11 protein-coding genes are annotated in these 14,710 nt (G+C 72.8%); 6 read left to right on the forward strand and 5 right to left on the reverse strand.

Features of this window, described 5'->3' with window-relative positions; all coding sequences use genetic code 11:
• Positions 1 to 23: 23 nt before the first annotated feature.
• The 4 genes from ACIQ9P_RS27785 to ACIQ9P_RS27800 all read right to left on the reverse strand — a co-directional run bounded on the left by ACIQ9P_RS27785 (position 24) and on the right by ACIQ9P_RS27800 (position 3,596).
• Positions 24 to 512, reverse strand: coding sequence for a PhzA/PhzB family protein (locus ACIQ9P_RS27785; RefSeq protein WP_402361714.1), 489 nt, complete (start codon positions 510 to 512; stop codon positions 24 to 26).
• Between the two features lie 321 nt (positions 513 to 833).
• Positions 834 to 2,099, reverse strand: a complete 1,266-nt coding sequence (locus ACIQ9P_RS27790) for an NAD(P)/FAD-dependent oxidoreductase (RefSeq protein ID WP_402361717.1) — start codon at positions 2,097 to 2,099, stop codon at positions 834 to 836.
• Positions 2,099 to 2,422: a 2Fe-2S iron-sulfur cluster-binding protein gene (locus ACIQ9P_RS27795; RefSeq protein ID WP_402361720.1), complete on the reverse strand. Its 324-nt coding sequence runs from the start codon at positions 2,420 to 2,422 to the stop codon at positions 2,099 to 2,101. Before ACIQ9P_RS27795 ends, ACIQ9P_RS27790 begins: the two co-directional genes overlap by 1 nt.
• A gap of 250 nt (positions 2,423 to 2,672) precedes the next feature.
• Positions 2,673 to 3,596 carry a LysR family transcriptional regulator gene (locus ACIQ9P_RS27800; protein ID WP_402361723.1) on the reverse strand — a complete coding sequence of 308 codons (924 nt, stop codon included), beginning with the start codon at positions 3,594 to 3,596 and terminating at the stop codon, positions 2,673 to 2,675.
• Between the two features lie 247 nt (positions 3,597 to 3,843).
• Between ACIQ9P_RS27800 and ACIQ9P_RS27805 the strand changes: the two genes are divergently transcribed.
• The 4 genes from ACIQ9P_RS27805 (at position 3,844) to cydC (ending at position 9,957) form a co-directional block, all read left to right on the forward strand.
• Positions 3,844 to 5,139, forward strand: a complete 1,296-nt coding sequence (locus ACIQ9P_RS27805; RefSeq protein WP_402361726.1) for a cytochrome ubiquinol oxidase subunit I — start codon at positions 3,844 to 3,846, stop codon at positions 5,137 to 5,139.
• Between the two features lie 60 nt (positions 5,140 to 5,199).
• A complete protein-coding gene (locus ACIQ9P_RS27810) occupies positions 5,200 to 6,270 on the forward strand; it encodes a cytochrome d ubiquinol oxidase subunit II (protein WP_402361729.1) in 1,071 nt (356 codons plus the stop codon).
• 82 nt (positions 6,271 to 6,352) lie between these two features.
• Positions 6,353 to 8,146, forward strand: a complete 1,794-nt coding sequence (gene cydD / locus ACIQ9P_RS27815; RefSeq protein WP_402361732.1) for a thiol reductant ABC exporter subunit CydD — start codon at positions 6,353 to 6,355, stop codon at positions 8,144 to 8,146.
• Positions 8,147 to 8,247: 101 nt separating this feature from the next.
• A complete protein-coding gene (gene cydC, locus ACIQ9P_RS27820) occupies positions 8,248 to 9,957 on the forward strand; it encodes a thiol reductant ABC exporter subunit CydC (RefSeq protein WP_402361735.1) in 1,710 nt (569 codons plus the stop codon).
• Positions 9,958 to 10,045: 88 nt separating this feature from the next.
• Here cydC and ACIQ9P_RS27825 read toward each other — a convergent pair whose 3' ends face one another.
• Positions 10,046 to 10,705, reverse strand: coding sequence for a DUF4097 family beta strand repeat-containing protein (locus ACIQ9P_RS27825; protein WP_402361738.1), 660 nt, complete (start codon positions 10,703 to 10,705; stop codon positions 10,046 to 10,048).
• A 231-nt stretch (positions 10,706 to 10,936) separates the two neighbouring features.
• On the opposite strand from ACIQ9P_RS27825, the gene ACIQ9P_RS27830 reads away from it, so the two are divergent.
• Together ACIQ9P_RS27830 and ACIQ9P_RS27835 are read left to right on the forward strand one after the other, a co-directional pair.
• Positions 10,937 to 11,689, forward strand: a complete 753-nt coding sequence (locus ACIQ9P_RS27830; RefSeq protein ID WP_402361741.1) for a helix-turn-helix domain-containing protein — start codon at positions 10,937 to 10,939, stop codon at positions 11,687 to 11,689.
• Between the two features lie 82 nt (positions 11,690 to 11,771).
• Positions 11,772 to 14,710 (forward strand): SdrD B-like domain-containing protein (locus ACIQ9P_RS27835; RefSeq protein WP_402361744.1); only part of this gene is annotated, 2,939 nt, incomplete at its 3' end.

A 14,710-nucleotide genomic window follows, 5' to 3' on the forward strand; every position in this document is an offset into this window, starting at 1 on the left:
CCGGCGGTCTATTTATTGATTTCTCAGGTCGGTATTCCGGTCCGCTTGACCTCCGGCACCGGAATACCCAGGGCACGCAGTTGCTGGAACGGGTTCATGAATTCCCGCTGCAGTGTGATCCGCCCGTTCTCCAGCTCGAACGAGTGGATGAAGTGATTCTCGTACCAGCCCTCGGGGTAGTCCCCGAAGAGGATCTTTCCGCGGCCGTCGCACTCGACCCAGAAGCGGTTCGGATCCTGGGTCTCGAAGATCTCGACGTTGTACCACTCCCAGTCCGGGAAGCACTTGAGCGACCAGACGGCGTGCTCGCCGAGCCGGTCCCGGCCGTGCGTGGCCACCGGGGAACCGGTGTCGGTGGTCCACAGGCCGCCCACGCCGTCCTCGGTGAAGAGCTCGTGCCGGCGCAGCCGGTCCTGGCCGAGGGTCTTCATGTACCGCTCTACGACGGCCCGGTTGAGGCGGCGCAGCTCGGCCTCGTCGGTGAATCCCTGCGGGCTGACGGATTCAGGCACGGTGGCATCCCCTGTTTGTTATTCGGACGAGTGAATGAGCAAGCAAGCGATCTTGTTTGAATCCTGCCTCACCGGCAGATGTTTCCGCAACAGCGGCTTATGAACTAACTGTGAAGGTTCGGACCCGGCGGGCCCGCCCCCGGCATGGCCGAAAACCGTCCGGGCATAAAAAAACGGTTGTTCTTCGGCCGTACTTTTGAAAGGGGTGGGGCCAATGTTTTCGGAATCCCTTGTTCCGCTGCCGGAGGCCCGCGCCGCGGTACGGCGGCGCGGGCGCGGCACGGGCCCGACCGGGCGAGTATCGGCCAACCGGACGTCCGGTCAGCCCACGGGCACGGCGGGCTCCCCCCGACGGCTCGCCAGGTGGCCCCGGAGCGTGAAGCCGGGCGCGGCCGCCTCGACCGGATTCAGCGCCACCCCCCGGTCCAGCAGTTGCCGGGCCGCGAGGTGGTCCGTGGGCCGGTTGACCGACTCCACCGCCTGCAGCTCACCGCCCCGGAACAGCAGCACCGAGAACGCGTCCGGGTCCTCGCCGACGACCACCTGCGTGTCGTGACCCTCGTCCAGGCCGGCGATCTGCACGGTCGTCGCGAACTGGTCGCTCCAGAACCACGGCAGCTCGCGGTAGCCCCGGCTCTCGCCGGTCAGCCGCGCGGCCACCAGTTCGGCGTGCCCGACCGCGTTCTGCACCGACTCCAGCCGCAGCCGGTTGCCCGAACGCACCTGCGGGAACGCCGCGCAGTCGCCGATGGCCGAGATGTGCGGGTCGCTCGTCAGCAGGTGGGCGTCGACCACGATGCCGCCGCTCACCCGCAGCCCGGCCGCGGCCGCGAGACCGGTGCGCGGGATCACCCCGATCCCCGCCAGCACCAGGTCGGCCGGCAGCCGGGCGCCGTCGGCCAGTTCCACCGCGGTGACCGCGCCCCGGTCGTCGCCGTGCAGGGCGGTGACCCCCTGGCCGAAGACCAGCCGGGATCCCTCCCGCCGGTGCAGCCGGGTGAAGTGCTCGGCGGTGCGGGCCGAGACCACCCGGGCCAGCGGGCGGTCGAGGGCCTCGACCACCGTCACCTCGCACCCCGCCCGGCGGGCCGCCGCGGCGAACTCCAGGCCGATGAACCCGGCCCCGACCACTACCGCGTGCCGGGCCGCCCCCAGCGAGGAGCGCAGCGCGGCGGCGTCCTGCGCGGTGCGCAGGGTGTGCACGCCGCGCAGTCCGGCCCCCGGCACGCCGAGGGTGCGCGGGGTCGCGCCGGTGGCCAGTACCAGGTGGTCGTACTCGTACACCGAACCGTCGGCCAGCCGGACCGTCCGGGCGGCCGGGTCGACCGCCGTCACCGATCCCGCGACCAGTTCGATCGACTGCCGCGCGTAGTAGCTCACCGGCCGCAGCCAGAGCTGTGCCTCGTCCGCCTCCCCCTTGAGGTACGCCTTGGACAGGGGCGGTTTTTCGTAGGGGAGTTCGTCCTCGGCGTCGATGAGGACCAGCCGTCCGCGGTAGCCGTGCTCACGCAGCGAGGCCGCCGTCTGGTAGCCGCCCTGGCCGGCGCCGACGACGACGACCGAGGCGGGGTGCGGTTCCCCGGCCATCACTTCTGCCGCTCGGGCAGGTGCACGATCAGGCCGTCCAGCGCCTCGGTCACCGTGAGCTGGCAGCTGAGGCGGCTGTTGGGGCGCCGCGGGCAGGCGGTGAAGTCCAGCATCTCGTTCTCGTTCGGCTGGACCGGCTCCGGCTTGTCGAGCGTCGACTCGTCGACGTAGACGTGGCAGGTGGCGCACTGCAGGTTCCCGCCGCACTGGGCGACGATGCCGTCGATGTCGTTGAAGACGGCCCCGCGCATGACGCTGGTGCCGGCCGGGACGTCGATCGTGCGCTCGGCCGCATCCACGGCGACATACGTGATCTTGGGCATGACGGAACTCCTCGATGGCGCCCGGGCGCGCGCACAGGGGCACGCCGACACACGGCACCGGTCAAGTGGGTGAATGGAGGGAGGACGGCGCCGCCGGTGGTTGCCGCAGGAATCGTCGATCCTGCCAACCCGCCATCTCATACCGGCCATTCGGACACGCGAAGCCCTCGGCCAGGACACGGCAGCGCTTTTGAGCGTAGCAAAGGAGTCCGGGGCACGCCAGGATCGATCATCCGGGTGGCGGAACCGCTCAGACCGACTCCCGACCCGTCCGCGGATCCGGCCGACGATGCGTCATGAGCGGCCTGCTGACCGTGAATTCACGGAACCGGCGGGCCGCCTCGGACTGGTACGCGTCCCGGTTCCAGACCAGGGTCAGCACCCGGTAGCAGTTCGGCGCGGCCACGTGCACCCAGGCCACCGGGACGTGCGAGTCGGTGCCCGCCAGCCGGGACATCGCCGGGATCAGGCCGATGCCGAGCCCGGTGCTGATCATGTCCTGGCTGGCCCCCGGCTCGTCGCCCTCGCAGGACAGCCTCGGGGTCAGCCCCTCGGTGGCGAAGAGCCGCTCCAGCAGGGCGCGTTGCCAGTTGCCCCGGCGGGTGGTGACGAACGGCTCGTCGGCGATCTCGGCGATCGTCACACTCTCCCGGCCGTCCAGCCAGTGCCCGCGCGGGACGGCCAGCAGCACCTCCTCCCGCAGCAGCTCCACCGAGTCCAGATTGGCGGCGGTCAGCGGCTGCGAGGCGACGCAGAAGTCGACCTCCCCGGCCCTCAGTTGCCGGTCCATCTCCTCCACGTCGGACTGGAAGAGCCGCACCTCGGCCCCGGGGAACGCGGCCCGGAAGCTGCCCATCAGATGGGCGACGGTCAGCAGCGTCTCCGAGGCCACACCGACCCGGCCGAGCCCGGTCTCCCTGGCCTCGCGCAGCGCCCGGCGCCCGTCGTCGAGCTCGCTCAGCGCCCGGTCGACGTGCCGCAGGAACACCACGCCGTACTGGTTGAGCCGGATCCGCCGGCCCTGCCGGTCGAAGAGCGGCGAGCCCAGCTCGGCCTCCAGCCGGGCGATGGTGCGGCTGAGCGAGGGCTGGGCGACGTTCAGCTCCTCCGCGGCCCGGCTGATGTGCTCGAAACGGGCGACGGTCTGGAAGTGGCGCAGCTGCAGCAAATCCACGGTTCACCTCTGTTCATGCCTGACGGGTCATCCATACATAGCAAAACCGGTCTTGGAAGGCATAAGCAATCCTCGCCTAACGTCAGCGGTGGGGTTCGTCGCGCAGGTGGCGGGCAGCGATGCCCGCCACCTGCACACGCGAGCGAGGAACCCTCCCCCTCCCCGCGTCCGCTTCCCCCGGGCGCCTCCCCGACCCCTCATCCGTCCGCCGACCCGGAGGCCAACCGCCCCCCAGGAAGGTCGCATCATGAGCGCTGCGGATCTGGCCCGACTCCAGTTCGCGGCCACCACCAGCGTGCACTGGCTGTTCGTCATCCTCACCATGGGGCTGGTCCCCATCGTGGCGATCATGCACACCCGGGCCGCGTACACCCGCGACCTCGCCAAACGCGCGGTCCGGGAGCGCATGACTCGCTTCTGGGGCCAGCTCTACGTCATCAACTACGCGGTCGGCATCGTGACCGGCATCGTCATGGAGTTCCAGTTCGGGCTCAGCTGGAGCGGACTCAGCAAGTTCGCGGGCAACGTCTTCGGCGCGCCGCTGGCCCTGGAGACCCTGATCGCCTTCTTCGCCGAGTCGACCTTCCTCGGCATGTGGATCTTCGGCTGGGGCCGGATGCGGCGCGGCGTGCACGTCGCGCTGATCTGGCTGGTCGCGCTGACCGCCTACCTGTCCGCGTTCTGGATCCTGGTCGCCAACGGCTTCCTCCAGCACCCGGTGGGCTACGAGGTCCGCGACGGCGTCGCCTATCTGACCGACTTCTGGGCCCTGGTCACCAACGCCAACGCCCAGGTGGCCCTGGCCCACATCGCGCTCGCCGCGCTCACCACCGGCGGCATCTTCGTGGCCGGCGTCAGCGCCTGGCACTTCGCCAGGGGAACCGAGGAGACCGAGCTCTTCCGGAGCTCGCTGCGCCTGGGCGTCTGGGTGAGCATGCTCTCCTCCTTCTTCGTCATCATCGTGGGCAACCTCCAGGTGCCGGTCATCGAGAAGACCCAGCCGGTCAAGGCCGCGATCCTGAACGGCGGCGACCTCGCCGCGGCGCAGGCCCAGGAGGTCGCCGCGCACGGCCCCGGGGACTACCTGCCCTGGACGGGCTGGGTGAAGAACTCGATGGACCTGATGACCATCCTCGGCAACACGGTCTCGACCATCACCTTCATCGCCGTCTTCCTGCTGCTGAAGGACCTGCTGGTGCGCAAGCGCTGGCTCGCCTACCTGATGACCGCGATCGTCCCGCTGCCCTTCATCGCCTCCGTCGGCGGCTGGGTGGTGCGCGAGATCGGCCGCCAGCCGTGGCTCGTGTACGGCCAGTTGACCGTGGACGACGCCGTCTCGAACGTGAGCAAGGGCTCCCTGATCGTGTCCTGCACGGTGTTCATCGCCATCTTCCTCGCCCTCGCGGTGACCAACTGGACGCTGATCACCCGCTTCGCCCGCCGCGGCCCGGACGGAGCCCAGCTCGGCGCCGGCGAACCGCTCCCGGACGACCTGCCCGGTTCCGGCGGCGCCGACGAGAAGCAGCCGGTCCCGGCCTTCTGAGCGGGCCGACCGCTCCCGCACCGAGACGAACTCCTCTGATGTGACGGAAGGTTGGGCTAAATGAGCCTGGAGACCCTCTGGCTGGCCCTCCTCGGCCTGCTGCTCGCCGGCTACTTCGTACTGGGCGGCTACGACTACGGCGCCCAGATGCTGTCCCCGTTCCTCGGCTCCGCCGACGCGGGTCCCCGGCCGGACGACGTCCCGGCCACCGGAGCGGGTGCCGGGACCGGCACCGGACCCGGCGGACGGAACGCCGCGCTCGACGCGATCGCGCCGTTCTTCCTCGGCAACGAGGTCTGGCTGGTCGCCTTCGCCGGCGTGATGTTCGGCGCCTTCCCGCACCTGGAGGGCAGCCTGCTCTCCGGCCTCTACCCGCTGATCGTGGCGATCCTGGCCGGTCTGGTGCTCGGCAACGCCGCGATCCAGCTGCGCGGCCGCTCCCGCGGCCCGCGGGCGGCCAAGGTGTGGAACGCCCTGGTGGTCCTCGGCGGCGCGCTGCCCGCCGTGTGCTGGGGCATCGTGGTCGGCCTGCTGCTGCACGGCGTGCCCCGCCGGGCCGACGGTTCCTTCCACATCGGCGCCGGCGAGGTGTTCGGACCGTTCGCGCTGACCTGCGGGGTGGCCACCGCGCTGCTCTTCGCCGGGCACGGCGCGGCCTTCGTCGCGCTCCGCTCGGAGCCCGGGACCGCCGCCGCCGCCCGGCGGGTCGGCGCCACCCTGCTCGCCGCGGCGGGCGCCGCCGGAGCCCTGGCGCTGCTGCTCTCGCTGTTCGGCGCCGGCGCCTCGATGACCAGGACGGGGACCTCCGCGGTCCTGTTCGCCCTGGTCGTGGCGGCCCTCGCGGCCGGGTGGTGGTACCTGAACCGGGGCCGCGACGCGCTCGCCTTCACCGCCACCTGCCTGGCCACCGCGCTGCCGGTGCTGCTGATCGGGGCCGGCCAGTACCCCTACCTGCTGTCGGCCTCCGCCGGCGGCGGGATCACCGTCGACGAGGCCGTCGCCGACGGGGCCACGCTGAAGGTGCTGATCGGGTTCGGCGTGGTGGTCGTCCCGCTGATCCTGCTCTACCAGGGCTGGAGCTGGTGGGCGTTCCGCGGCCGCACCGGCCGGCGCCACCCCAGCTACTTCTGACCGACCGCCGTCGGCCGGCAGCCCACCGCGGCGGCCGGCCGACGGCGTCCGACCGCCTGGCGGACCACGGAGGGACCACGGGATGAAGCCGGCCGAACGCCGCCTGCGGCGCGAGATCCCGGCGCTCCGGCGCCACTTGACCATCTCCACCGGACTCGCCATGCTCGGCGCCGGACTCGTCGTCGGCCAGGCCGAGCTGCTGGCCGGCCTGCTCGCCGACGGCTTCGCCGGACGCGGCCGGTGGACCGGCCCGCTGGTCGCGCTCGGCGCCGTCCTCGCCCTGCGCGCCCTGCTGGCCTGGACCCGGGGCGCCCTCGCCCAGCGCGCCGCCGCCGCGACCAAGCGGGCCCTGCGCGACCGCCTGGCCGGTCATCTGCGGGACACCGCCCCCCGGCGGCTGACCGCCGGCCGGCACGGCGAGACCGCGACCCTGCTCACCCGCGGCCTCGACGCCCTGGACCCCTACCTCACCGGCTACCTGCCCACCATGGCGGCCACCGCCGTCGTCCCGCTGGTGGTGGTCGTCCGGCTCGGCCTCGCCGACTGGACCTCCGCGCTGATCATCGTGATCACCCTGCCGCTGATCCCGGTGTTCGGCGCGCTCGTCGGCCTGCACACCGCCCAGCGCACCGCCCGGCAGTGGCGGCTGCTGGCCCGGCTGGGCGGCCACTTCCTGGACGTCGTCGCCGGACTGCCCACCCTGCGCGCGTTCGGCCGCGAACGCCACCAGACCGTGGTGGTGCGGGAGATGGCCGAGGCGCACCGGCGGGCCACCATGCGGACGCTGCGGGTCGCCTTCCTCTCCTCGCTCGTCCTGGAGACGGTCGCCACCCTGTCCGTGGCGCTGGTCGCCGTCCCGGTCGGCCTGCGACTGCTGGACGGCGCGCTCGACCTGCGCACCGCCCTGGTCGTGCTCTTCCTCGCCCCGGAGGCATACCTGCCGCTGCGCGCGGCGGGCGCGGCCTTCCACGACAGTGCCGAGGGCATCGCGGTGGCCGAGCGGGTCTTCGCCCTCCTGGACGACGACGCCGACGCCGACGCGAACAGCACGGACAACGCGAACGCCACGGACAGCGCGACCGGCACCGGCAGCGCGGGCGACCCGAAGGCCGGAGCCCCGACCGCCCCGCTCCGGCTCAAGGCCCCGGTCCCGGTCCCCGAGGCCGGCACCGCGCGGCTGCGCCTCGACGGTGTCACCGTCCACCACCCCGACCGCGCCGACCCCGCCCTCACCGACGTCTCGCTCACCGTCCACCCCGGCGAGCACCTGGCCCTGGTCGGCCCGAGCGGCGCCGGCAAGTCCACCCTGCTCGCCCTCCTGCTCGGCTTCGTCACCCCCGGCGCCGGCCGGGTCCTGGTCGACGGCACCGACCTCGCCGCGCTCGACCCCGACGCCTGGCTCGCCCAGGTGGCGTGGGTGCCGCAGCGTCCGCACCTGTTCGCCACCTCCGTCGCCGACAACATCCGCCTGGGCCGCCCGGACGCCTCCGACGCCGAGGTCCGGGCCGCCGCCCGGGCCGCCTGCGCCGACGGCTTCATAGCGGCACTGCCGCAGGGCTACGACACCGTGCTCGGCGAGCACGGCGCCGGGCTCTCGGCCGGCCAGCGCCAGCGCACCGCCCTGGCCCGCGCCTTCCTCAAGGACGCGCCCGTGCTGCTCCTCGACGAGCCCACCGCCCACCTGGACCCGGAGAGCGAGGCCGCCGTGACCCGGGCCACCGCCGAGCTGATGCGCGGGCGCACCGCGATCGTGGTCGCCCACCGGACCGGCCTGCTGCCGCACGCCGACCGGATCCTCACCGTCCGGGCCGGCACCGTCGGGCCCGCGCCGTCCCACCGGGCCGCCGCGGACCTCACCGGGCTGGTCCGCTCATGACCCGCCCCGCCCCGGCCGCCCTCCCCGGCATGCCTCTGGCCGACACGCCTCTCCCCGGCACCGCAACCCCCGCGCCCCACCCGCACGCCCCCGGAGCTCCGATGCCCGACCTCACCGCCCCCGGCTCCCACCCCACTCTCCGCCTGCTGCGCCACCTGCTGCCGCACTGGCGCCGGCTGCTGCCCGCCGTCCTCGCCGCCGCCGGCAGCGAACTCAGCGGCGCCGCGCTGATGGCCACCGCCGCCTGGCTGATCACCCGCGCCGCCGAACAGCCGCCGATCGCCGCCGTCGCCGTCGCGATCGTCGCCGTCCGCGCCCTCGCCCTCGGCCGGGGCACCCTGCGCTACGCCGACCGCCTGCTCGGGCACGACGGCACGCTCCGCGCCGTGGCCGGCTTCCGGGCCCGGGTGTACGAGGCGCTCGTCCCGCTCGCCCCGGCCGGCACCCCCGCCTTCCGCGGCGGCGACCTGCTGACCCGCCTGGTCGACGACGTCGACGCCGCGCAGGACCTGCTGCTCCGGGTGCTGATCCCGGTCACCGCCGCCGTCCTGGTCGCCGCGGCCGCCGCCGGCACCGCGCTGGCGCTGCTCCCGCCGGCCGGGCTGCTGCTCGCCCTGCTGCTGATCCTCGCCGGGCTCGTGGTACCCGCCCTGGTGCTCACGCTGACCCGCCGGACCGGGCGGACGGAGAAGGCCGCGCGCGCCGAACTCGCCGCGCTCACCGTCGACCTGACCCGGGGCGCGGCCGACCTCGCCGCGTACGGCGCCCGGGGGCGCGCCCACGCCCGGACCTCGGCGGCCACCGCCAGGATCGCCGCCCTGGAGGACCGCCGGGCGCTCACCACCTCGCTCGCCTCCGCCGTGGTGCTGCTGCTCCAGGCCGCGGCCACGGTCGGGGTCACCTGGCTCGGCCTGCGCGCGCACGCGGACGGCCGGCTGCCCGCCGTCCAGCTCACCGTGCTCGCGGTGCTGGCCCTGGTCTCCTTCGACGCCCTCGCCGGCCTGCCGACCGCCGCCCGCAGGCTGGCCGACGTCTGGGCCTCCGCCCGCCGCCTCGCCGACCTGATGGACACCCCGGCCCCGGTCACCGACCCGGTCGACCCGACCCCGCTCCCGCTCGACGGGCCGCTCGGCGTGGAGGTCACCGGCCTGCGGGTGCGTCACCGTCCCGACGGCCCGGCCGTCCTGGACGGTGTCAGCCTGCGGCTGCCGCCCGGCCACCGGGTCGCCCTGGTCGGTGCCAGCGGCTCCGGCAAGTCCACCCTGATCGCGGCCCTGATGCGGTTCGTCCCGTACGAGGGCGGCAGCATCCGCCTCGGTGGCCGCGAGCTGCGGGACTGCGCGGGCGCCGACGTCCGCCGGGCGATCACCGGCATGACCCAGGACGCCCATGTCTTCCACACCACCATTCGGGCCAATCTGCGGCTGGCCCGCCCCGACGCCACCGACGAGGAGCTGTGCGACGCGGCCCGCCGGGCCCGGCTGCTCGACTGGATCGACTCCCTCCCCGAGGGCTGGGAGACCATGCTCGGCGGGGACGGCGCCACCGTCTCGGGCGGCCAGCGCCGACGGCTGCTGCTCGCCCGCGCCCTGCTCGCGGACCCGCCGGTACTGGTCCTGGACGAGCCGACCGAGGGGCTCGACCCGGACACCGCCACCGCCGTCCTCGCCGACGTCCTGGACGCGACCCGCGGCCGCACCACGCTGCTGGTCACCCACGACCACGCCGCCCTCGACGCCGTCGACGAGGTGCTCACCCTCGCCGACGGCCGGCTGGTACCGGCCGCCGCGGCGGTTCCGGCCGCGTCCTGACCCGCCCCGCCCGCCGGGGGGCGGGTGGGGCACCACCGGCACCGCCGGCGGCGCGGCCCCCGGTGCCGGGCACCGGGCGCCCGGCCGGTCACAGGCTCCGGGCGGCGATGTCGCCGTGGGAGGTGGTGGCGCGGATGTCGACCACCGCGGCACCGTCGTTGCGCAGGCTGTTGCTGATCCGGCCGTGGCCGGTGCCGGCGTCCAGGGCGGCGGGGACCCCGGCCGCGACGGCCACCTCGATGTCCCCGGACTCGGTGCGGAGCACCACAGCGCCGCGCACCGCCTCGGCGATCCGGATGGCGCCCCGGGAGGTGCTGATCCCGGCCGGGCCGTTGAGCCGGCCGATCTCGACGTCGCCGTCGACCGCGGTCAGCCGCACGCTGTCGGCCTCGTCGATCTTGATCCGACGGTAGGCGCCCTCGACGACGACGTCACCGAGCCGACCGACGGCCCGGAGCTCGGTGCTCTCCGAGGTCACCTCGATCCGGGAGCCGACGGGCACCTGGACGGTGACCTCCACGGCGCCGGCGCCGCTCAGCCGGCCGTCGGGCACGGCGGCGATCCGCAGGACGCCGTCCTGGAACTCGACGGCGGTCCGCTCCGCGGTCCGGATGTCCCGGCCGCGGCCGGGCTCGGCGGGCCGCACCTCGACGGTGGCGTCGGCGCGGTCGGCGGCGATCACCTGGACCCGCCCGGCCGGCAGATCGATGACGGCGGTGATCGGGGCGGTGGTGGCGAAGCTCTTCACGGTGCTGCTCTCCTCTGGTCCCGCTTCTGTTTCCGACATCACGAACGCTACGTTGCGTTCGCCAATCTCTCAACAGTTACGTTGCACAGAATGCCTATCACGGCAGGTCAATGCCCTGATATCGTTGCAACCGATCTCTTTTCAATGCAACGTCAATCCGATCATTCGTTGCATTGAAGGCGACTGAACGCTATGCTGCGGGGGCCGGATGCCACACGAAGGGAGACCGCGGTGCCGGGAGGCAGACTCACCCAGCAGGAACGCCAGCAGATCGCACTCGGGGTGGCCGACGGACTCGCCTACGCGGAGATCGCCAGACGCCTGGACCGCCCCACCTCGACCGTCACCCGCGAGGTGATGCGCAACGGCGGCCCCACCGCCTACCGCGCCGACCTGGCCCACCGCGCCACCGAGCGCCGCGCCCACCGGAGCCGCCAGGCCGCCCCCCGCGGGCCTCAGCCGCCCGAGCCGACCGCCCACGGACGCGACACCGAGGCCGTGCGCGCGTACGAGGAGGTGTTCACCGCCCTGGTGATGCAGCAGGGCCTGCCGAGGATGATGGCCCGGGTCCTGACCTGCCTGTTCACCACCGACGAGGGCAGCGTCACCGCGGCCGAGCTCGTCCGGCGCCTCCAGGTGAGCCCGGCGTCCGTCTCCAAGGCGATCACCTTCCTGGAGGCCCAGGGGCTCGTCCGCCGCGAACGCGACGAGCGCCGCCGCGAGCGCTACGTCGTCGACGGCGACGTCTGGTACCAGTCGATGATCTCCGCCGCCCAGGCCCACGCCCGGTTCGCCGAGACCGCCCGGGAGGGGGTCGGCGTCCTCGGCACCGGCACCCCGGCGGCCGTTCGTCTGGAGAACATCGCACGCTTCATGGACTTCGTCGGCGAGAGCATCAGCCGTGCCGCCGAGCAGGCCCGCGACGTCCTCCACACCGGCTCGGCCCCGGTTCCGATCCCGTCCGAACCGGGCCGTGGGATTTGACGCTCGTCTGACAAGGTGAAACACCGTCAGCCGCGCTCGCGCCGCCCGGTCGGGTGGCGGGCGGTCGGATCAACTGTCCGCTATGCGTATTCCCTTCCGGACCGGGCGGATCGCCTCGGTTCTCGCCCTCCTAGGAGGAACCCTCCTGGGCAGCGGCCTGATCGCCCCACCGGCGCAGGCCGCGATCTCCTTCACCAAGAGCGTGGACAAGGCGACCGTCTCCCCGGGGGAGAACGTCACCTACACCCTCCGGTACACCTGTTCGATCAATGAGTGCACCGGCGGCCAGATTCTCGACACCCTGCCCGCGAACATGCAGTTCGTCGGCTGGACCCCCGACCCCTCCTCGGTCGACCAGGCCGCCTCCACCGTGCCCGCGACGGGCGCGATGGGCGGCACGATGGACATCAAGCTGCAGAACCTCAGCCCCGGCACCACCGCCACCATCACGGTGGTGATGAAGTACCCCAACTTCACCACCCCCAACGGCGCCACCTCCACCAACTCGGCGACCATGAGCGCCACCGGTGAGACCTCGCAGAACGCGAGCGCCGACACCAAGGCCGAGGTCGAGCCCAAGTACACGGTGACCAAGGGCATCCAGACCAGCAGCCAGGACGGGCGCACCGTCACCTACCAGTTCAGTACCTGCGCCACCGACAACGTGCCCAACGTCGACCTGGACACCAGCCGCCTGTTCGACACCCTGCCGCCCGGCGCGGTGGTCGACACCGGCCGCTCCCCCGGCTGGAGCCAGGTCGCCCCCGGTCCCAACACCTGGGGCTTCGACATCGGCCCGTTCGTCTCCGGCAACGGCCGCGGCGGCTGCCGCAACCCCGGCGCGCTGGTCGTGTACTACCCGGAGGCCGACTTCCCCACCGGTAGCACCTCCACCAACAACGTGGACCTGCTGGGTGACCCGCTCGGCCCCGACCCCGAGACCCAGCTGGACTCCTCCAGCACCACCACCGGCCAGTTCCAGCCCCCGGCCACCGGTGTGGCGGTGACCGCCAGCAAGGTGTGGCGCGACACCGTCACCTCCGGCGACATCAACAGCTTCAGCCTGTCGGCCACCAACACCTCGGGTCCGGCCACCAGCCTGACCATCACCGACCCGGGCGCCGGCACCACCGAGGGCCTCTACAACTGGATCTACCCGCAGTCGATCCAGCTGGAGCCCTGGAACCCCACCAGCATTCAGCTCACCCTCCAGTACCGGCTCAACGGTGACCCGACCTGGCTGACCTTCAACCCCGGCAGCCCCTTCAACGGCGCCGTCAACCGCCGGATCACCTTCGCCGAGGGCGCGGGCGACCCGGCCAACGACATCCTCGGCATCCCCGCCGGCCGCTGGCTCGACGGCCTCCGGTTCACCTGGAACGGCCCCATCCCCACCGGCTGGAGCCCCGGCAACGCGGTGCAGCTGGTCACCCAGGTCGCCACCCCCGGCCACGACGGACGCGCCGCCCCCGTCCCGCTGACCAACTGTGTCGACACCTCGGCGACCGACGGCACCAACAACGCCAACGCCAACGCCTGCGCCAGCACCACCATCACCGAGGCGACCAACCTCGGCGCGGCCAAGACCACCGTCGCCGGTGAGCTGTCCGCCCCCGGCGGCAAGGCCACCTTCCAGGTCATCCCCTACAACCGCAGCGCCCGCGACCTGGACCGCCCGCTCGTCCTGCTCGACCTGCTGCCGCCCGGCGTCGTCTACATCGACGGCTCCGCCCGGCCGGACCCGAACTACCCGGACGCCAAGGCCCCCGAGTCGATCACCGTCACCCCCGGCCCCGACGGCCGCCAGCTGCTGAGGATGCAGTGGCCGGCCGGCACTCCCGACTCGACCTACCTGCACGACCCGCTGGCCTACCGGATGCTCTTCGACGTCCAGGTCGCCAGCAGCATCCGCTCCGGTGAGCTGACCAACGACGTCTACGTGACCGTCGACCAGCCGACCAACCCGGTCGCCTGCATGTTCTCCGGCTCCGACAGCGGCAGCACCCCGGACGTCCTGGACCTCAACGGCAACGGCAACACCACCGAGCTGCTCTGCCACGCCTCCTCCAAGATCCAGGTGGACGTGCCGAGCGTGCTGCGCTCGTTCAAGGAGGTGAAGGGCGACCTCGACTCCGACTACCTGAGCATCGGGACCGCCACCCCCGGCGGCCGCATCTCGTACCGGATGACCGTCCGCAACGACTCGCCGGACCCGGTCACCGACTTCATCGCCTACGACAAGCTGCCCGCCCCGGGCGACAACTACGTCCTCACCCAGGACGCGCAGCGCGGCAGCACCTGGACGCCGTCGCTGAGCGAGGCGATCGTCAGCAGCGACCCGACCGTGGTGATCGAGTACACCACCGACCCCAACCCCTGTGTCGAGAGCGCGCTCGTCGACCGGACCGGCTGCAACGCGGACGCGGTCTGGAGCACCACCTTCCCCGCCCCGGGGACGGCAACCTGGTTCCGCATCCACCGCGCCGGCGCCATGGCCTCGGGGGAGTCGTTCACCCTGACCTGGCCGATGGTCGCCCCGTTCGACGCGCCGGACACCGAGTACGCCTGGAACAGCTTCGCCTTCACCGCCACCGACAACGAGGGCCGGCAGTTGCTGCCCGCCGAGCCGGCCAAGGTCGGCGTGGCGGTGAAGCGGGTCACCGAGCCGAACAACGCCATCGGTGACTTCGTCTGGGTCGACAAGGACGGCTCCGGCGTCCAGAAGCCCGGCGACACCGGCGTCGCGGGCGTCAAGGTCAACCTGCTGGACGGTAACGGCCAGCCGGTGCGCGACAAGGACGGCCAGCCGGTCAGCACCACGACCGACGCGGACGGCAAGTACCTGTTCGACAAGCTGCCCGACGGCACCTACCAGGTCCAGTTCGACCTCACCACGCTGCCGCAGGGCGCCAAGGTCACCTCCCGCGGCTCCGGCAACGACCCCACCAAGGACTCCGACGCCGACCCGACCACCGGTCTGACCCAGTCCGTCACCGTCTCCGGCGGCCAGCGCTACCTCGA

It is taken from the genome of Kitasatospora sp. NPDC094019 (assembly GCF_044764505.1).
In the GTDB taxonomy this organism is placed as follows: domain Bacteria; phylum Actinomycetota; class Actinomycetes; order Streptomycetales; family Streptomycetaceae; genus Kitasatospora.

Excerpts from the sequence above, each read along its gene's own strand:
- ACIQ9P_RS27790 (WP_402361717.1), bottom strand. The coding sequence starts at position 2,099 with ATGGCCGGGGAACCGCACCCCGCCTCGGTCGTCGTCGTCGGCGCCGGC.
- ACIQ9P_RS27795 (WP_402361720.1), bottom strand. The coding sequence starts at position 2,422 with ATGCCCAAGATCACGTATGTCGCCGTGGATGCGGCCGAGCGCACGATC.
- ACIQ9P_RS27805 (WP_402361726.1), top strand. The coding sequence starts at position 3,844 with ATGAGCGCTGCGGATCTGGCCCGACTCCAGTTCGCGGCCACCACCAGC.
- ACIQ9P_RS27810 (WP_402361729.1), top strand. The coding sequence starts at position 5,200 with ATGAGCCTGGAGACCCTCTGGCTGGCCCTCCTCGGCCTGCTGCTCGCC.
- cydD (WP_402361732.1), top strand. The coding sequence starts at position 6,353 with ATGAAGCCGGCCGAACGCCGCCTGCGGCGCGAGATCCCGGCGCTCCGG.
- cydC (WP_402361735.1), top strand. The coding sequence starts at position 8,248 with ATGCCCGACCTCACCGCCCCCGGCTCCCACCCCACTCTCCGCCTGCTG.